This window comes from Paenibacillus sp. P13VS (genome assembly GCF_015143645.1).
Taxonomy (GTDB): domain Bacteria; phylum Bacillota; class Bacilli; order Paenibacillales; family Paenibacillaceae; genus Paenibacillus; species Paenibacillus xylanilyticus_A.
In genome coordinates this window covers 178,062-192,527 of sequence record NZ_WYEV01000004.1, presented here as the reverse complement: position 1 = coordinate 192,527, position 14,466 = coordinate 178,062, and the positions used below count along the sequence as shown (strand labels likewise).

General features: G+C 51.8%; 14 protein-coding genes and 1 riboswitch. Of the genes, 12 read left to right on the top strand and 2 right to left on the bottom strand.

The genetic code is table 11. The annotated features are described in order from the left end of the window. Positions 1-36: 36 nt before the first annotated feature. Positions 37-372 (top strand): hypothetical protein, encoded by a 336-nt coding sequence (locus GUA98_RS10655; RefSeq protein WP_193723006.1) that lies wholly within the window; start codon positions 37-39, stop codon positions 370-372. 202 nt (positions 373-574) lie between these two features. Here the strand turns inward: GUA98_RS10655 and GUA98_RS10650 are convergent, their stop codons facing one another. After that, a complete protein-coding gene (locus GUA98_RS10650) occupies positions 575-1,378 on the bottom strand; it encodes a Cof-type HAD-IIB family hydrolase (protein ID WP_193723005.1) in 804 nt (267 codons plus the stop codon). Between the two features lie 242 nt (positions 1,379-1,620). Further along, positions 1,621-2,622 carry a lipoate--protein ligase gene (locus GUA98_RS10645; protein WP_110821339.1) on the bottom strand — a complete coding sequence of 334 codons (1,002 nt, stop codon included), beginning with the start codon at positions 2,620-2,622 and terminating at the stop codon, positions 1,621-1,623. 211 nt (positions 2,623-2,833) lie between these two features. Between GUA98_RS10645 and cobD the strand changes: the two genes are divergently transcribed. The 11 genes from cobD to GUA98_RS10590 all read left to right on the top strand — a co-directional run bounded on the left by cobD (position 2,834) and on the right by GUA98_RS10590 (position 14,426). Then, positions 2,834-3,961, top strand: a complete 1,128-nt coding sequence (gene cobD, locus GUA98_RS10640) for a threonine-phosphate decarboxylase CobD (protein ID WP_193723004.1) — start codon at positions 2,834-2,836, stop codon at positions 3,959-3,961. Then, complete coding sequence (locus tag GUA98_RS10635; RefSeq protein ID WP_193723003.1) at positions 3,961-4,758, top strand: adenosylcobinamide amidohydrolase; 798 nt, start codon at positions 3,961-3,963, stop codon at positions 4,756-4,758. Before cobD ends, GUA98_RS10635 begins: the two co-directional genes overlap by 1 nt. A gap of 41 nt (positions 4,759-4,799) precedes the next feature. After that, on the top strand, positions 4,800-5,780 hold the full coding sequence (gene cbiB, locus GUA98_RS10630; RefSeq protein ID WP_153980596.1) for an adenosylcobinamide-phosphate synthase CbiB: 981 nt from the start codon (positions 4,800-4,802) through the stop codon (positions 5,778-5,780). After that, the gene (locus tag GUA98_RS10625) at positions 5,771-6,418 is read left to right on the top strand and encodes a histidine phosphatase family protein (RefSeq protein ID WP_153977393.1); all 648 of its coding nucleotides are present in this window, start codon (positions 5,771-5,773) and stop codon (positions 6,416-6,418) included. Before cbiB ends, GUA98_RS10625 begins: the two co-directional genes overlap by 10 nt. A 170-nt stretch (positions 6,419-6,588) precedes the next feature. After that, a riboswitch (cobalamin riboswitch) is annotated at positions 6,589-6,719 on the top strand. 446 nt (positions 6,720-7,165) lie between these two features. Further along, positions 7,166-8,167, top strand: a complete 1,002-nt coding sequence (locus GUA98_RS10620) for an ABC transporter substrate-binding protein (protein ID WP_397332427.1) — start codon at positions 7,166-7,168, stop codon at positions 8,165-8,167. Beyond that, positions 8,164-9,210: a FecCD family ABC transporter permease gene (locus GUA98_RS10615; protein ID WP_095360590.1), complete on the top strand. Its 1,047-nt coding sequence runs from the start codon at positions 8,164-8,166 to the stop codon at positions 9,208-9,210. The genes GUA98_RS10620 and GUA98_RS10615 overlap by 4 nt, the downstream gene beginning before the upstream one ends. Before the next feature lie 32 nt (positions 9,211-9,242). Next, positions 9,243-10,052: an ABC transporter ATP-binding protein gene (locus GUA98_RS10610; protein ID WP_193723409.1), complete on the top strand. Its 810-nt coding sequence runs from the start codon at positions 9,243-9,245 to the stop codon at positions 10,050-10,052. A gap of 48 nt (positions 10,053-10,100) precedes the next feature. Next, entirely contained in the window at positions 10,101-11,228 is a 1,128-nt protein-coding gene (gene cobT / locus GUA98_RS10605) for a nicotinate-nucleotide--dimethylbenzimidazole phosphoribosyltransferase (RefSeq protein ID WP_193723001.1), read from the top strand. Beyond that, positions 11,225-11,785, top strand: coding sequence for a bifunctional adenosylcobinamide kinase/adenosylcobinamide-phosphate guanylyltransferase (cobU, locus tag GUA98_RS10600; RefSeq protein ID WP_193723000.1), 561 nt, complete (start codon positions 11,225-11,227; stop codon positions 11,783-11,785). The genes cobT and cobU overlap by 4 nt, the downstream gene beginning before the upstream one ends. Next, positions 11,782-12,768, top strand: a complete 987-nt coding sequence (cobS, locus tag GUA98_RS10595; protein WP_227779576.1) for an adenosylcobinamide-GDP ribazoletransferase — start codon at positions 11,782-11,784, stop codon at positions 12,766-12,768. The genes cobU and cobS overlap by 4 nt, the downstream gene beginning before the upstream one ends. Before the next feature lie 95 nt (positions 12,769-12,863). After that, positions 12,864-14,426, top strand: a complete 1,563-nt coding sequence (locus GUA98_RS10590; RefSeq protein WP_193723407.1) for a cobyric acid synthase — start codon at positions 12,864-12,866, stop codon at positions 14,424-14,426. Positions 14,427-14,466: the final 40 nt, after the last annotated feature.

Here is a 14,466-nt window from a genome sequence, read left to right as displayed (position 1 = left end):
TATTACCTTTTTTACATAGGAATGAGGTGAGGAATCATGTTGAACAGACAAAGACTCGGTGCAATATTTCTGTTCGCGGGGATTGTCCTTTATGGCATTATTCATATTGCTGCTGTTATACAGATTCCTTTAGTGACTGTCTGGTCCACCAGATGGGGACGTTATTTGGAAGCTGTGTCCGAGACAGGTGGCCTCATTGGATTGGTTGTGGCGATCTTATTGTTTACTGTTGGCATGGTGCTTCTGTTGATTGGTCTGATTCCTGGTATGAACATGGGGAAGACGATACAGGAGATCAGGGAACGTGACCGTGAGTTTGATGAGCAGTACGGAAGCAACATACGAAGTTCATATGACGGCCAGGATCGATAAAAACAGGTAAAAAGGGGAGAGTGAGTAGCATGATCAAATTATATGCAACGATCTGTTCGGCATTTATTCTCTCGCTCCTTGCTGCCTGGGTGGATCACTATCCAATTCGGTGATACAACCAAAACAAAAACAGCCTCTGGTTCAGCGAGTTTATTCGCTGCCCAGGGCTGTTTTGTTTTACCGTATGCTTTGCGTTATCGTATTACTCCGCGTTCAGCACAAATTTCTCAATGACCTGCTTCACGCCGTCTTCGTTGTTGCTTGCCGTAATGTAATCTGCCAGCTCTTTGAGAGCAGGGATCGCATTGCCCATAGCCACGCCAAGGCCGGCAACTTCCAGCATTTCATGGTCATTCCAGGAATCACCGATCGCAATGCACTCGCTCAATTGGTGACCAAAGTGATCCGCCAGGAAGGTAAGGGCATGGCCTTTGGTTCCTTCACGATGCATGATCTCGAGGAAGTATGGTTTGGACTTGGTGATATGCACTTCTGGTCCAAGCAATTCACGCAGGTCAACGGCCACTTTATCCAGATAGTCAGGCTCATCGATGATAAGCAATTTTGGTGTTTGTTGTTCGATAACTTTGATGAAGTCCGGCTCGATATGGTACTGGGTACCATTCAGTTTGGCGTAATCACGCAGTTTATCGTTTTCTTCGCGAGCATACAGCTTGTCATCAATGTACGTTTGAAGATGGAGATTGTTCTCCAGGCAGTAGTCGTACAATTTGCGGGAAGCTTCTTGCGGGACATAGCGCTCATAGAGTACTTTCTCGTCCAGCAGGTTTTTGACCAAAGCACCCTGATACGTAATGATCGGCACGTTCAATCCCGTTTGGCGAGCAAGTGCTTGTGCAGAAGCATAGGCACGTCCTGTTGCCAGGGTAACCACTACACCATGGGCAACTGCTTGCTCCAATGCCGTTTGTGTTGCAGGAGTTACTTCCTTGTTGTCGTTGATAAGGGTATCATCGATGTCAATTGCCATTAATTTGTAAGCCATTTGAGTTTCTCTCCTTTTATCTGTATCTATAAACACGAACGAACGGATCCATCATTACACCAGATCACTCCAAACGCAGAATCATCTTTCGATCACTGTTATCCCTAGATTTCTTTGAGTCCCTTATGTAAAGGGGGAAATCCAGGGATAAAGGCGAACGCTTTGCTTCTTCAGATTGATTCTGCTTTTTCCGTTAAAGTGTAATAAAGGAATTCGTTCTAAAACTATACTTACATCTAAATCTATTCTTCAAGGAAAACGAGGCCAATAAAGTCCTCCAGCTCCAGGTTACCGAAGTAGTGTTTCACATCAAGGCCCTCAAGTGCCGTGCGCACCTCGGATTCCTCATAACGCTTGCCGCGCAGCATATCTTCGATATCTGCCACATCGCCTACACCGAAGAAGTCACCGAAGATTTTGATATCCTCGATTCGTCCATCCTTAATGTTCATGCGCAGATCGATAATGCCGACAGGGAATTTGCGGGTATGCTTCACATTGCTCTCCGGAGACAACCCATAGTTCCAGTCCCAGTTGCTGTAACGTTCAGCGGAGATTTCCTTGATCTTGTCCCAATCCTTCTCCGTGAGTTCATATTGGGGAACATCCTGCGGCTCCATGCGGAAGATGTGACGAAGCAGCTCGTCCCGGAATTGTTCAATGGTCAGGTTGCTGTCAATCAGATCCCGAATGTTGGCGACACGGCTGCGTACGGATTTGGTGCTCTTGGATTTGAATTTCTCGGGATTAACATTCAGGGATGCCTGAACATGATCCAGATTAAGGTCAAACATGAGCGTTCCGTGACTGAACATGCGCCCGCGGGTGGAGAACTGGGCATTACCCGAGATTTTCTTTTCCCCGACTTGCAGATCGTTGCGTCCGGTCAGCTCGGCATTCACACCCAGCTCCTGCAGAGCTTCCACGACAGGTTGAGTGAACTTGCGGAAGTTGTGGAAAGATTGTCCGTCATCCTTAGTAATAAAACTGAAATTGAGGTTGCCCAAATCATGGTAGACTGCGCCGCCTCCAGAGAGACGACGTACAACCTGTACACCGTTATCCTGAACATATTCGATGTTGATCTCTTCGATGGTATTCTGGTGTTTTCCAATAATTATGGAAGGGCGGTTAATGTAAAACAGCAGATAGCTGTCATCCATCGGCAAATGCTTCAAAATGTATTCCTCAATCGCGAGGTTTACAGAAGGATCTGTAATGCCCTGGTTATCAACAAACAGCATGGTCATTCCTCCATTAATGTATGTGAGGGACGATGATCCCTTATGTAGTGTTGCGTCTGCGAATCAAAATTCCTCTTCTATTGTAATCGAATTGTCGATTGGACACAAAGGAATTGAAGCAGGGAATGGATGGTGTAGGCAAATCAGGATTGACCCGTGACAGTTACGCCATCCATAATAAAAATGACATGCAGAAAGGATGACGGACAAAATGAGCGGTATCATTGAAGTTTTTGGACATGGTGGTGACGTGGAGACGGCTGCGTCAAGATTTGGCGGGAGTCCTGAGGATTTCCTTGATTTTAGTGCAAACATTAACCCTCTGGGTCCGCCCAAGGACGTTCTGAAGGCGTTGGAGCAAGGGATGCGGGCGATACTTCGTTATCCTGATCCTGCACATCGGACATTCAAATCATTGCTTGGCGAACGCCTCGGCCTATCAGAGGAATATATATCTATAGGGAATGGAGCTGCGGAAAGCATGGCTCTGATCCTGCTCGGACTCTCTCCCCGGAAGGTGGGCACAGTGGAACCGGGGTTCTCGGAGTATCGTTCCTTGTCCAAGCAATTTGGGGCAGAAATGCATCATGTTCTGGGGCAGGAAGAGCTTGAATGGCGAGCAGCTCCCGAAGATATTGAGAGGTTGATGGAACAGGTGGACTTGCTGTTTCTTGGACAGCCGAACAACCCCAATGGAGTACAGTATCCGGTTGAAGTATTGCAGCGGCTGGCCCGTCATGCCGAGAAGACAGATACGGTCCTGGTGATCGACGAGGCATTTATGGATTTCATTCCTGAAACGCAGCGACAATCCCTGGCTTCCCGGTTACAGGATTACCCGCAGGTGATCATCATTCGCTCTATGACCAAGTTCTATGCCATTCCGGGTCTTCGGCTTGGCTATGCGATGGGACGCCCGGATCTGATTCGTGCCATGACGGAGAAACAGGTAACCTGGAGTGTCAACGGACTGGCACTAATCGCGGGAGAAGCCTGTCTAAGCAGCGGGGAAGCTTTTGAACGGGAGACATTGGAACAGGTGGCGCTTGAACGAGAGAAACTGGCATCCGGCCTGGAGGCCTGTGGATGCGAAGTGACACGCGGGGAAGCGAACTTCCTGCTGGCACGTGTGCCGCAGCCATGGACAGCGTCAACCATACAGGCGGCTCTGGGGGAGCGGGGAATTCTGATCCGAAGCTGTGCCATGTACCCTGGACTTGGGGACAGACATATCCGACTGGCGGTGAAGGACGCGAAGTCGAATCTTCGTCTGGTGAACGAAATGAGAAGTGTGAGCGGACAAATGAATCCGGTGCCAACGGGTGAGGGGGTGGAGTAATGGCATTGCCATTCTTTCAGTACTTTACCCATGCAAATGCAGAGCAAAATGAATATGCTTCTTCTGCATGGCCCGGGTTAACCATCAGCGCACATGAACGCCATATTCGAGCAGCCATCCCTAACCGGGTAAGTGCCATTTCGAGTGCTGTGTACGGCGGGGGTATGATCGAGCTGGATCGCATATTCAATATTTATGTAGACAGGCATTATCGTTGTGACGACCCGCCGCGTGATATTGCAGACCTCCTGAGAGGATGGGAGGAACGCACAACAACGTGTGCCGGATTACTGACAGCCGTTAAGCTTGAGCACACATCGGTTCAGGAATATGTGGGCGATGAAGCAGGGATCTTGTGCTGTACGACGGCAGGTGTATCCAATGCTGCCCGGGCAGGTTCCGCAAGAACCGTATTTGATGCTGCAGGGAACATAACTAGCTCAGAGGGAATAGCAGCAGAGTCACCCTACACTCCCGGTACCATTAATATCATGTTATGGATCAACGGCCGCATGACGCCCGGAGCCATGGTCAATGCCGTTCAGACAGCGGTGGAAGCCAAAACGGCAGCGCTCTCGGATTGCGGTGTAATGGATTCGGAAAACGGACTGACTGCAACAGGAACGACGACAGATGCCATTGTGCTGGCCACAAGTCAGGTGAAGGGTAAACCACTGATCTCTTACGCGGGTACAGCCACAGTAATTGGGGCAGGCATTGGGCGTGTCGTCTATGATGCCGTTACCGAAAGTTTACAAGCTGGACAGGCGTGGAAAGAGAGGAATAGCAAGCGATGATATCTCTGAGTCAGTGGGCAGACTGGCCCATATGGGCAGGAATGACAGGGGCATGGATTATTTTGGCAGCATACATACTGGATCGCCTCATAGGAGATCCGCGCTGGATTCCCCACCCGGTGATTGGCATGGGCAAAGGAATTTCTGCACTGGAGCGGACCATCAGAAAACGAGTGAGCAGTGATCAGGGGCTTAAACGGGCAGGGATGCTTTTTCCGATCGTCATTGCTGGTGGTGCATTTGTGCTTACTTGGGGAGTGTTGTACATCCTGGGACTTGTTCACCCAGTGATTGCCGTTATCGCTGAAGTGGTACTGATTGCCACCACCATTGCTTCCAAAGGACTGAAGGATGCAGGCATGGAAGTGTATCGTCATCTGAGAGAAAGGGATTGGCCTGCGGCTAGACGTTCACTCGGCATGATCGTGGGGCGGGATACAGCACATCTGGATGAACCGGAAGTGGTGAGGGGAACTGTGGAGACTGTAGCGGAAAATATCGTGGATGCCATCGTTTCACCGCTGTTCTATGCCCTGATTGGCGGTGCTCCGCTTGCGATGGCCTATCGGGCCGTCAATACACTGGATTCCATGGTTGGTTATAAAAATGAAAAGTACTTGCATCTCGGCTGGGCCTCTGCTCGTCTGGATGATTGGGCGAACTGGATTCCGGCGCGGCTTACCGCCTTGCTGCTCATTACGGGTGCATGGTTCATGAGATTGAACGCAAAAGGTGCTGCACGCATGGTTCGCCGGGATGCCCGATTGCACCCCAGCCCGAACAGTGGATTCCCGGAGTCGGCCGTTGCGGGAGCGCTGGGCATCAGGCTTGGCGGGCATAACGTCTATCACGGTGTGGCTTCTTTTCGAGCCTATATGGGCGATCAGACACGGCTAATGGAAGCAGAGGATATCGTGCGGACCACGCGTTTGATGTTCTGGTCGGCGGGAGCTTTTGTGCTGTTATGCTGGCTGGTAACGTTCGGCATCTGGACAGCTGGAGGTGCGCTGTTATGGAAGTAGAATCCGGGAAGCATGGAACAGGAGCGCGGGAGATCGTGTTTATCCGTCATGGGACAACTTCTTGGAATGTGGAAAAGAGATATCTCGGACATACCGATATCGGTCTCCTGCCGGATGCAGAGCGGGAACTGGCGCCGCTTCGCGAGTCCATTCGCGGAATCACATGGGATGCGCTATATTGCAGTGATCTGCTGCGCTGCCGGCAGACCGTGGAACGAATTGCTCCGGTACAAGCAGGACAAGTACAGTATGATCCGCGTCTGCGTGAGATTGATTTTGGGCAATGGGAAGGGATGACTTACAATGAGCTCAAGGGCAATCCGCTCTACCGGAATTGGATTGATGCACCGCAGGATGTGACGCCACCGGGCGGCGAGCCTTGGCAGGCTTTTGCTGCGCGGATCGACTCTTTCGTGAAGGAGTGTCTTGTGTCCGTTTCGCCAGAGGAACATATCGAAGAAAATTATGTTCCTGCGATTGCCGTTGTTACCCATGGCGGTGTCATTCGGTATGCCATGTCACGTCTCATACCGGAACTGGGATTCTGGGATACGCAGGTCATTCCGGGGCAAGCCATTAAGGTTCGGCTTGAAAAAAGCGGAAATCGCTGGGTTTCAAGCAGGGTGTCTTTTCCGTGAATCGGGTTGTAAGGATGTGCAATATAACCTATAATCACAACAGAAGTGTGACTTCAGCATGAATACATATCTCGTTATGCGCTTAAGCGCTGAGGGATGGGACATGCTCACTTGAATGGTTACTATATCAGCGACCACGGGTCCCTTGTGCGCAAGAAGAGCTCATCGAGTTAATGCAAACGATGAACGGCACAAAGGGTGAAATAGGGAAGCCGGTGTGAATCCGGCACGGTCCCGCCACTGTAAATCAGGACAAGCAGTCCTGTAAGTCAGGTTACCTGCCCTGGACGTACAAACCGGTGTTCCTTCGAGGAAAGGACAGCGTTTCGGGCAATTCTATGTGCATGAACAGCGGGTACGCTGTAGATGTGCAGATCGCCATATGCGAGACGTCATCCCTGATCCTGACGTAAGGATCGGGGATTTTTTTGTTCATATAGGATGAACCTGTAAGCTTTACACTAGACCACTACGATTGCAGTACCGTCTTCCGATCGCTGTTATCCCCCAGATTTCTTTGATCCCCTTATTAAAAGGGGAAATCCGGTGATAGCGTATGCTTCCGGTGTAGCTTCCCTTCGGAAAGCTTTTAGGCGAACACTTCGTTTCTCCAGATCGGTTCTGCACTCTCCGTTAACGTGTAAATGTTGCAGTTCAAACCTTATATAGGAACACCAAAGTATGGGGAGTAAGAGTTTGAGCATGTCGCAAGAAATAGTACAAATAGAGAAGGGGAGAATGAACAGAATGAACATCAAGAATTGGAAAGGCATGGCGTCCCTGCTGACAGCAGCGATGCTCACACTGGCTTTGGCCGGATGTGGAAATGCAACAACGAACGAGGGAACAGGTACGTCTACGCAGCAGCCGGCACAGGAGCAATCCCAAGGCCAGGAGCAGACGGATCTCAAAACACAATATCCACTTACGGTAACGGATGCAACTGGTGAATCCTTCACGTTTGAGAAAGCGCCAGCCAAAATCGTATCCGTGTCTCCGGCAGAAACTGAGTCATTGTTCGCCCTTGGACTGGACGAGCAGATCGTAGGCGTATCCGACTATGACGATTATCCGGAAGCTGCAACGACCAAACCGAAAATGGGCGGTGTAACGAAGCCCAATGAAGAGTCAATTATCGCAGCTGAAGCAGACATCGTATTTACAGGCATCTCCATGAGCGAAGAGGCTGTGACCAAGCTGCGCGAGCTGGGTATCACCATTTTCAAAACAGATCCGAAATCGATAGACGATGTCATGAACAACATCGAAACGTTCGGAAAAATCACGGATCATCAGGAGCAGGCACAGGAGCTCATCACGAAGATGAAACAGGACGTGGCTGACGTAACCGAAGCGGTTAAGGCTGTGAAGTCGGAAGATCAGAAAAAGGTATATGTTGAATTCTCCCCAGGCTGGACTGTGGGTAAAGGCGAATTCATGGATGAACTGATCACCGTAGCCGGTGGAATCAACGTTGCTTCCGACCTCGTGGGCTGGAATGAAATTAACGAAGAGAACATTATTGCTTCCAATCCCGATGTCATTCTGTACGCGAATGATGTTATTGATGAAAACTCCAAAACACTGGATCAGATCATCAAAGAGCGCAGCGGCTGGGATCAAATCACAGCTGTGAAAGACGATGCAGTCATTGGCCTGGATGCCAACCTGCTGAGCCGTCCGGGTCCACGTGTAACGGAAGGTTTGAAAGCTGTAGCCAAAGCGATCTATCCTGACCTGTTCCAATGAGTAAAAAGCTGGCAGTGTACGGAACAGCCGGAATTCTGCTGCTTGTGCTGACTGTGCTGATCTGTACGGGCATCGGTTCAGTGGCTCTGCCTGTCCGTGACATTGCAGGCATTCTGCTTCATCACATGCCATGGATCGGAGACTGGATCACGCCCGACTGGAGTACGGCAGCCGAGCAGATTATATGGAAGGTCAGGTTCCCGCGGGTGCTGCTTGCTGTACTCGTGGGTGCATCGCTGGCCATCGCCGGAGCGGGCTTCCAGGGGGTTCTTCGTAACCCGCTGGCAGATCCGTTTACGCTTGGCGTATCGTCTGGCGCATCGGTGGGCGCTGCTTTTCTGATTTTCTTCGGATTGCAGTATGCACTGATCGGAATCTGGACCTTGCCGCTCGTTGCGTTTCTGACGGGCGTGCTCACATTATGGTTTGTGCTCGCCCTGGCTCGTGAAGGGCGCAAAATACCGACGCACAGCCTGATTCTGGCGGGTGTGGTGATGCAAAGTTTTCTGGGAGCGGTGGTCTCCTTCCTGTCGACCATGTCGAAACAGACAATTAACGAAATTATATACTGGACGATGGGAAGTCTGGCTCTGCGTGGGTGGTCGTATACGGCCATCCTTTTCCCGTATTTTATACTGGGTCTGATTTTCCTCTGGAGCCGTGCCCGTTCCTTGAATGTGCTTGCACTGGGGGAACGGCAGGCTGCACATATCGGTGTCCAGGTGGATGGACTGAAGCTATCCGTCCTTGCCGTAGGAACACTGCTTACCGCCGGGGCGGTCTCGGTTTCGGGTGTCATTGGATTCGTAGGTCTTGTCATCCCGCACATTCTTCGGCTGATCGTTGGGCCTGACTATCGTTTGCTGGTTCCCTTGTCCGCGATTGGCGGAGCCATCTTCATGGTATGGGCAGACACGATTGCACGCTCCCTGCTGGCACCGACCGAAATTCCGCTTGGTGTGGTGACGGCCTTTGTCGGGGCTCCTTTCTTCGCGTATCTGCTGCATCGGAATAAAAAGCTGCGAAAAGGGGTGATGCCATGAGTACAAACATGAGTGCAAACATGAGTGCAAACATGGGTACAAGCATTACCTCAAACGATCCACTGATTGAAGTTGCTGGTGCAGGCAAAATGTATGGAGAACACCGGGCACTGCATAACGTGGACTGGCGTGTCACAGAAGGCGAATGGTGGGGTGTAGTCGGTCCAAACGGAAGCGGAAAATCAACGCTGCTCCAGCTCATCGCAGGAACCGAACAGCCTGGCGCAGGCAGCATTCGGATTGCAGGGCGGGAGATTACCTCATACACTCGCAAAGACCTGTCCCGCATGATTGCGGTGCTGCAGCAGGATGGCCTGCCTGCCATCTCCTATCCCGTCCGAGATGTGGTGGAGATGGGACGTTATCCTTATCAGAATTGGTTAGGCAGGGAATCGGCGGATGGAGCGGCCGTGGTGGACCGGGTACTGGAAGAACTGGGTCTAACGGAAATGGCCGACAGGCCGCTCGATGCACTCAGCGGCGGGCAGAGGCAGCGGGTGGCGCTCGCCAAAGTCATGGCCCAGGAACCCCAATTATTATTGTTGGATGAGCCAACCACCTTTCTTGATATCCGATATCAATTGCAATTCATGGAGCTATTATCTTCGTGGCGGCAAAAAAATAACATTACCATTGTGGCTGTGCTGCACGATCTGAACCTCGCTGCGCAATTCTGCGATCATATTCTCGCCCTGCGCGAGGGCATGTGCGTGAGCAGTGGACCACCGCATTCGCTGATGACGGAAGAGAACATTCGGGATATCTTCCGGGTGAACCCGGCGATGGTCAATCATCCCGATACTGGACTGCCGCAATTGCTGCTGCGGCGAGAACACGAGTGAACGTTAAGCGGGGCGACCCTATATTTTGATGAAGGAAGTGCTGGCGGTATGAATAATGAACAGATGTTGGAACAGTTAATTGATCGGATCGTGGGTCCTAATGAAGAAGTGGCGGCAGAGGCCTCTGCTCATGTGGATTCATTAACGAAACCGCCGGGCAGTCTCGGCAAACTGGAACAGCTGGTTATTCGACTTGCGGGGATAACTGGCGAGGCTCGGCCTTGTCTGGATCGCAGGGCCGTCATCGTTATGGCTGCCGATCACGGCGTCGTTGCCGAAGGCATCAGTGCGTTCCCGGCAGAGGTAACGCCGCAGATGGTTCATAATTTTCTGGCAGGAGGAGCGGCCGTCAACGTTCTGGCGCGCCATGCAGGGGCAGATGTTATCTGTGTGGACATTGGTGTGAATGCCGATCTGGAACACCCGGACCTGGTCTCCCGCAAAGTGCGCAAAGGTACAGCCAACATGGCGCAGGGCGCAGCGATGAGCCGTGATGAAGCGATTCAGGCGATTCTAATCGGAGCCGAGGTTGTGGCGACTGAAGTCGCAAAGGGAACTCAATTATTTGTCACCGGTGAAATGGGTATCGGAAATACTACGGCGAGTGCCGCAGTCATGTGTGCTTTAACCGGAACAGCACCCACATCTGCGGTTGGTCGGGGAACAGGGATGGATGACGCAGGTTTGCAGCGCAAAGCTGCTGTTGTCAGCCGGGCACTTAGTGTGAATGCACCGGATGCAGACGATGCCCTGGATGTGCTTGGCAAAGTGGGCGGATTGGAAATTGCCGGACTGACAGGTGTCATCCTCGCAGCGGCAGCTCATGGCTGCCCTGTTGTGGTGGATGGGTTTATCTCCACTGCAGCGGCACTGATTGCGAGACAGCTTGCTCCGGTCAGTGTGGAATATATGATTGCTTCTCATACCTCGCATGAAAGTGGACATGCTGCGCTTCTGCGCGAACTTGGCCTCAAACCGATGCTGGATCTGGACATGCGGCTGGGTGAGGGGACAGGTGGTGTACTCAGTCTTCATCTCATCGATGCGGCTTGCCGTATTTTGAATGAGATGGCCACTTTTGCAAGCGCTGGTGTATCGGGAAGCTCGAATGAGAATGAGACCGTGGATGACTCATCGACAACTGCTGGAGCAGTTCGGGGAGAGGTATCTCCATGAGTGTACTTGTAACGGGCGGGGCAAGGAGCGGCAAAAGCTCCTTTGCCGAACGTCTCTGCATGCAGCGCTCCTCCGAGGCCTGGTATGTCGCAACCGCACAGGCGTACGATGACGAGATGCGTGAACGGATACGTCTACATCAGAATCAGCGGGATGAAGTGGGGTACCTATGGCATACCGTGGAGGAACCCTTGGCACTGCCAGAACTCATTACAAGAATGGGAGAATCGCAGACAGGATCGTCAGCTCCGACCATTTTGGTGGATTGTCTGACGCTCTGGTTGACCAACGTCCTGCTTACCCATGAGCAAGAGCCTGAACAGGTTGTTCTGGATCATATGAATGCGCTGGTAACCGCCATCGAGTCCTATCCCGGGCTGCTTGTTCTGGTTACGAATGAAGTGGGGGACGGCATCGTACCGGAGTATGCGCTTGGCAGAAGGTATCGGGATCTGGCGGGCATATTGAATCAGCGGGTCGCAGCCATCTGCCGTGAAGTATTTCTGGTAACGGTAGGGATTGCAATGGAGCTGAAGAGCAAGGAGTATCGCTTATGAGCCATGACAGTAACGACAACCAGCCTAATCGTGAGGAAATGACCCGTGAAGATCACCTGAATCAGGTAAACGAGGGGCCTGCTCAGGGTGCGGAGTATGTAAACCGACTGGATCAAAAACATGCGGCTGCGGCCGCTTTTCAATTTTTGTCCCGTTTCCCGGTGAAAATGCAGATTGACTTCGTTCCGCCACTGCTGCGGGAAAGTGTAGTCTATTATCCGCTGGTCGGTGCGGCCATTGGCTTAAGTGTCTGGATTGGTGGCGCGCTTACCGGTGCACTGCTGCCATCGTTCCCGGCGGCCGTATTGACCCTGACCCTATGGGTATGGCTTACGGGAGGACTCCATCTGGATGGCTGGATGGACACAGCGGATGGCCTGCTCAGCTATCGTACCCGTGAGCGAATGCTGGAAATTATGAAAGACAGCCGCGTTGGAGCCATGGGCGTAATTGCCTGCGTGCTGCTGCTCATGATGAAAGCAGCCTTAATTGCTGATTTTATCGCACGTGGTAACTGGCTGTATGGAGCGCTGCTGATTCTGCCCATGATCTGGAGCCGTTGGTTCATGGTATATGCCATTTCAGCTTGGCCGAATGCTAGGGGAGACGATGGACTTGCTGTCCTGTTCAAGGGCCTTGGGGAACGGAAAGAAGTCCAGCGGGCACGGAGTGCTGCGGTTGGTCTGACCATACTGGCGGCTGTCATTACACTTGCTGCAGTGTGGATCTTTCAGCCTGGCAGCAGTATGGTAGAAATGCTGGCGATGGATAGGGGCCTTGGGACATTACCTTGGTGGCTATATCCTATTGCAGCTGCCATTTTGGTACCGCTGGCGGCATATCTTATCGGCAAGTTCGTTGCCGGACGCATCAGCGAGAGGTTAGGCGGACTTACTGGAGATACATATGGTGCGATGAATGAGCTGCTGGAAGCCGCTCTGCTGGCAGTGTTAAGTCTGCTGCAGGGATTATTTTTGATATAGGGAACGAATGGAAATGAGTAATGTGGAGCACAACGCGAAAGAGCTGAGGTGATTGGAACGTGCAGGATACGCCTGTAGGACAAGCGGCGGTATTGATGCTGCAAGGTACGGCATCGGATGTGGGGAAGAGTGTTATTACTACGGCATTATGCCGGATATTCAAGCAGGATGGCTTCAGACCGGCCCCGTTTAAATCACAAAATATGGCACTTAACTCCTACGTAACCGAAGATGGCAAGGAGATTGGCAGAGCCCAGGGAGCGCAGGCAGAAGCGTGCGGCATTGAAGCAACAACGGATATGAACCCGATATTGATCAAGCCCGTGCGGGATATGCACTCGCAGATCGTGGTGCACGGTGTACCTTTTGCCCAGATGAGCGCTTCGGATTATCGTCAGCATTTCCTGCCGGAAGCGAAGCAGACAGTCATGGAAGCGCTGAATCGGCTGCGCAAAACCTATGATATTGTACTGATGGAAGGCGCAGGCAGTCCGGCCGAGATTAACTTGAAGGATCGGGACATTGTCAATATGAATCTGGCAGGCTGGGCGGATTCGCCAGTCATTCTGATCTCGGACATTGATCGCGGAGGCGTGTTTGCTTCCATTGTAGGTACACTTGAGCTGTTGGAGCCGCATGAGGTCCAGCGTGTAAAAGGATTTATCATTAACAAATTCCGGGGGGATCTGTCCCTGCTGCAGCCTGGACTCGACTGGCTCGAAGAGCGGACGGGCATTCCGGTATTGGGCGTACTGCCTTACATAAGAGATATTCAGATTGAAGCTGAGGATTCCGTAGTGCTGGACTCCATGCGTCATGGCAAATCAGGGAAAAGAGAGCTGGATCTTGCTGTTATTCGTTATCCGCGGATTTCCAACTTTACGGACTTTGACTCGCTATCCCGTGAACCGGATGTCAATGTACGGTATGTGACTTCCCCGGAAGAGCTGGGCCAGCCGGATGCCATTTTGCTTCCGGGTACGAAGGATACGATTGGTGATCTCGCATTCCTGAGAGAGTCGGGTCTCGAGCAAGCGATCGCGAGTCAGACCGAACGTGATCATGTACAGCTTGTGGGGATATGCGGTGGTTATCAGATGCTGGGCCAGCATTTGAAGGATCCGTTCGCAGTGGAAGCGAACCAGATTCAGGAGGCACAGGGTCTGGGATGGCTGCCGCTGTCGACGACTTTTCTGGAACATAAACAGACGGTGAGAGCTTCAGGGCGTGTGCAGCAGCGGCATCCAATTCGTCTGTATGAGGATCAAGATTCAGTTGATACCATGCCGGTGAATGGGTACGAGATTCATATGGGCGTGACCGAATGCCATGATGCGAAGCAGGTGACTGCGCTGTTTGAGATTGCTCATCCAGGTGGTCAGCCTTTTCAGGAAGGCTGGGGAAGCCCGGATGGCAAAGTATGGGGAACGTACTTGCATGGTTTGTTTGAAAGTGACCAGTTCCGCCGCTCCTGGCTTAACGGCCTTCGGCAAGGGAAAGGACTCGCTCCGCTTCAGGAAACCTATAGTGCTCATGAACGCAAGGAGATGGAATTCGACCGGGTGGCCGAGTCTCTGCGCTCAGCCTTGGACATGAAACGTGTATACGAAATTATGGGTATCCAGTTCCGAGATCCTGCTTCAACTGTTAATGATTGAATAGCAAGATGATGTATAATGAGCAGTTTATAACCAATTA

Coding starts and splice junctions, on each gene's coding strand:
- GUA98_RS10615 (WP_095360590.1), top strand. CDS start 8,164: ATGAGTAAAAAGCTGGCAGTGTACGGAACAGCCGGAATTCTGCTGCTT.
- GUA98_RS10625 (WP_153977393.1), top strand. CDS start 5,771: ATGGAAGTAGAATCCGGGAAGCATGGAACAGGAGCGCGGGAGATCGTG.
- cobT (WP_193723001.1), top strand. CDS start 10,101: ATGAATAATGAACAGATGTTGGAACAGTTAATTGATCGGATCGTGGGT.
- cobD (WP_193723004.1), top strand. CDS start 2,834: ATGAGCGGTATCATTGAAGTTTTTGGACATGGTGGTGACGTGGAGACG.
- cobS (WP_227779576.1), top strand. CDS start 11,782: ATGAGCCATGACAGTAACGACAACCAGCCTAATCGTGAGGAAATGACC.
- GUA98_RS10650 (WP_193723005.1), bottom strand. CDS start 1,378: ATGGCTTACAAATTAATGGCAATTGACATCGATGATACCCTTATCAAC.
- GUA98_RS10645 (WP_110821339.1), bottom strand. CDS start 2,622: ATGCTGTTTGTTGATAACCAGGGCATTACAGATCCTTCTGTAAACCTC.
- GUA98_RS10620 (WP_397332427.1), top strand. CDS start 7,166: ATGAACATCAAGAATTGGAAAGGCATGGCGTCCCTGCTGACAGCAGCG.
- cobU (WP_193723000.1), top strand. CDS start 11,225: ATGAGTGTACTTGTAACGGGCGGGGCAAGGAGCGGCAAAAGCTCCTTT.
- GUA98_RS10655 (WP_193723006.1), top strand. CDS start 37: ATGTTGAACAGACAAAGACTCGGTGCAATATTTCTGTTCGCGGGGATT.
- GUA98_RS10610 (WP_193723409.1), top strand. CDS start 9,243: ATGGGTACAAGCATTACCTCAAACGATCCACTGATTGAAGTTGCTGGT.
- cbiB (WP_153980596.1), top strand. CDS start 4,800: ATGACAGGGGCATGGATTATTTTGGCAGCATACATACTGGATCGCCTC.
- GUA98_RS10590 (WP_193723407.1), top strand. CDS start 12,864: ATGCTGCAAGGTACGGCATCGGATGTGGGGAAGAGTGTTATTACTACG.
- GUA98_RS10635 (WP_193723003.1), top strand. CDS start 3,961: ATGGCATTGCCATTCTTTCAGTACTTTACCCATGCAAATGCAGAGCAA.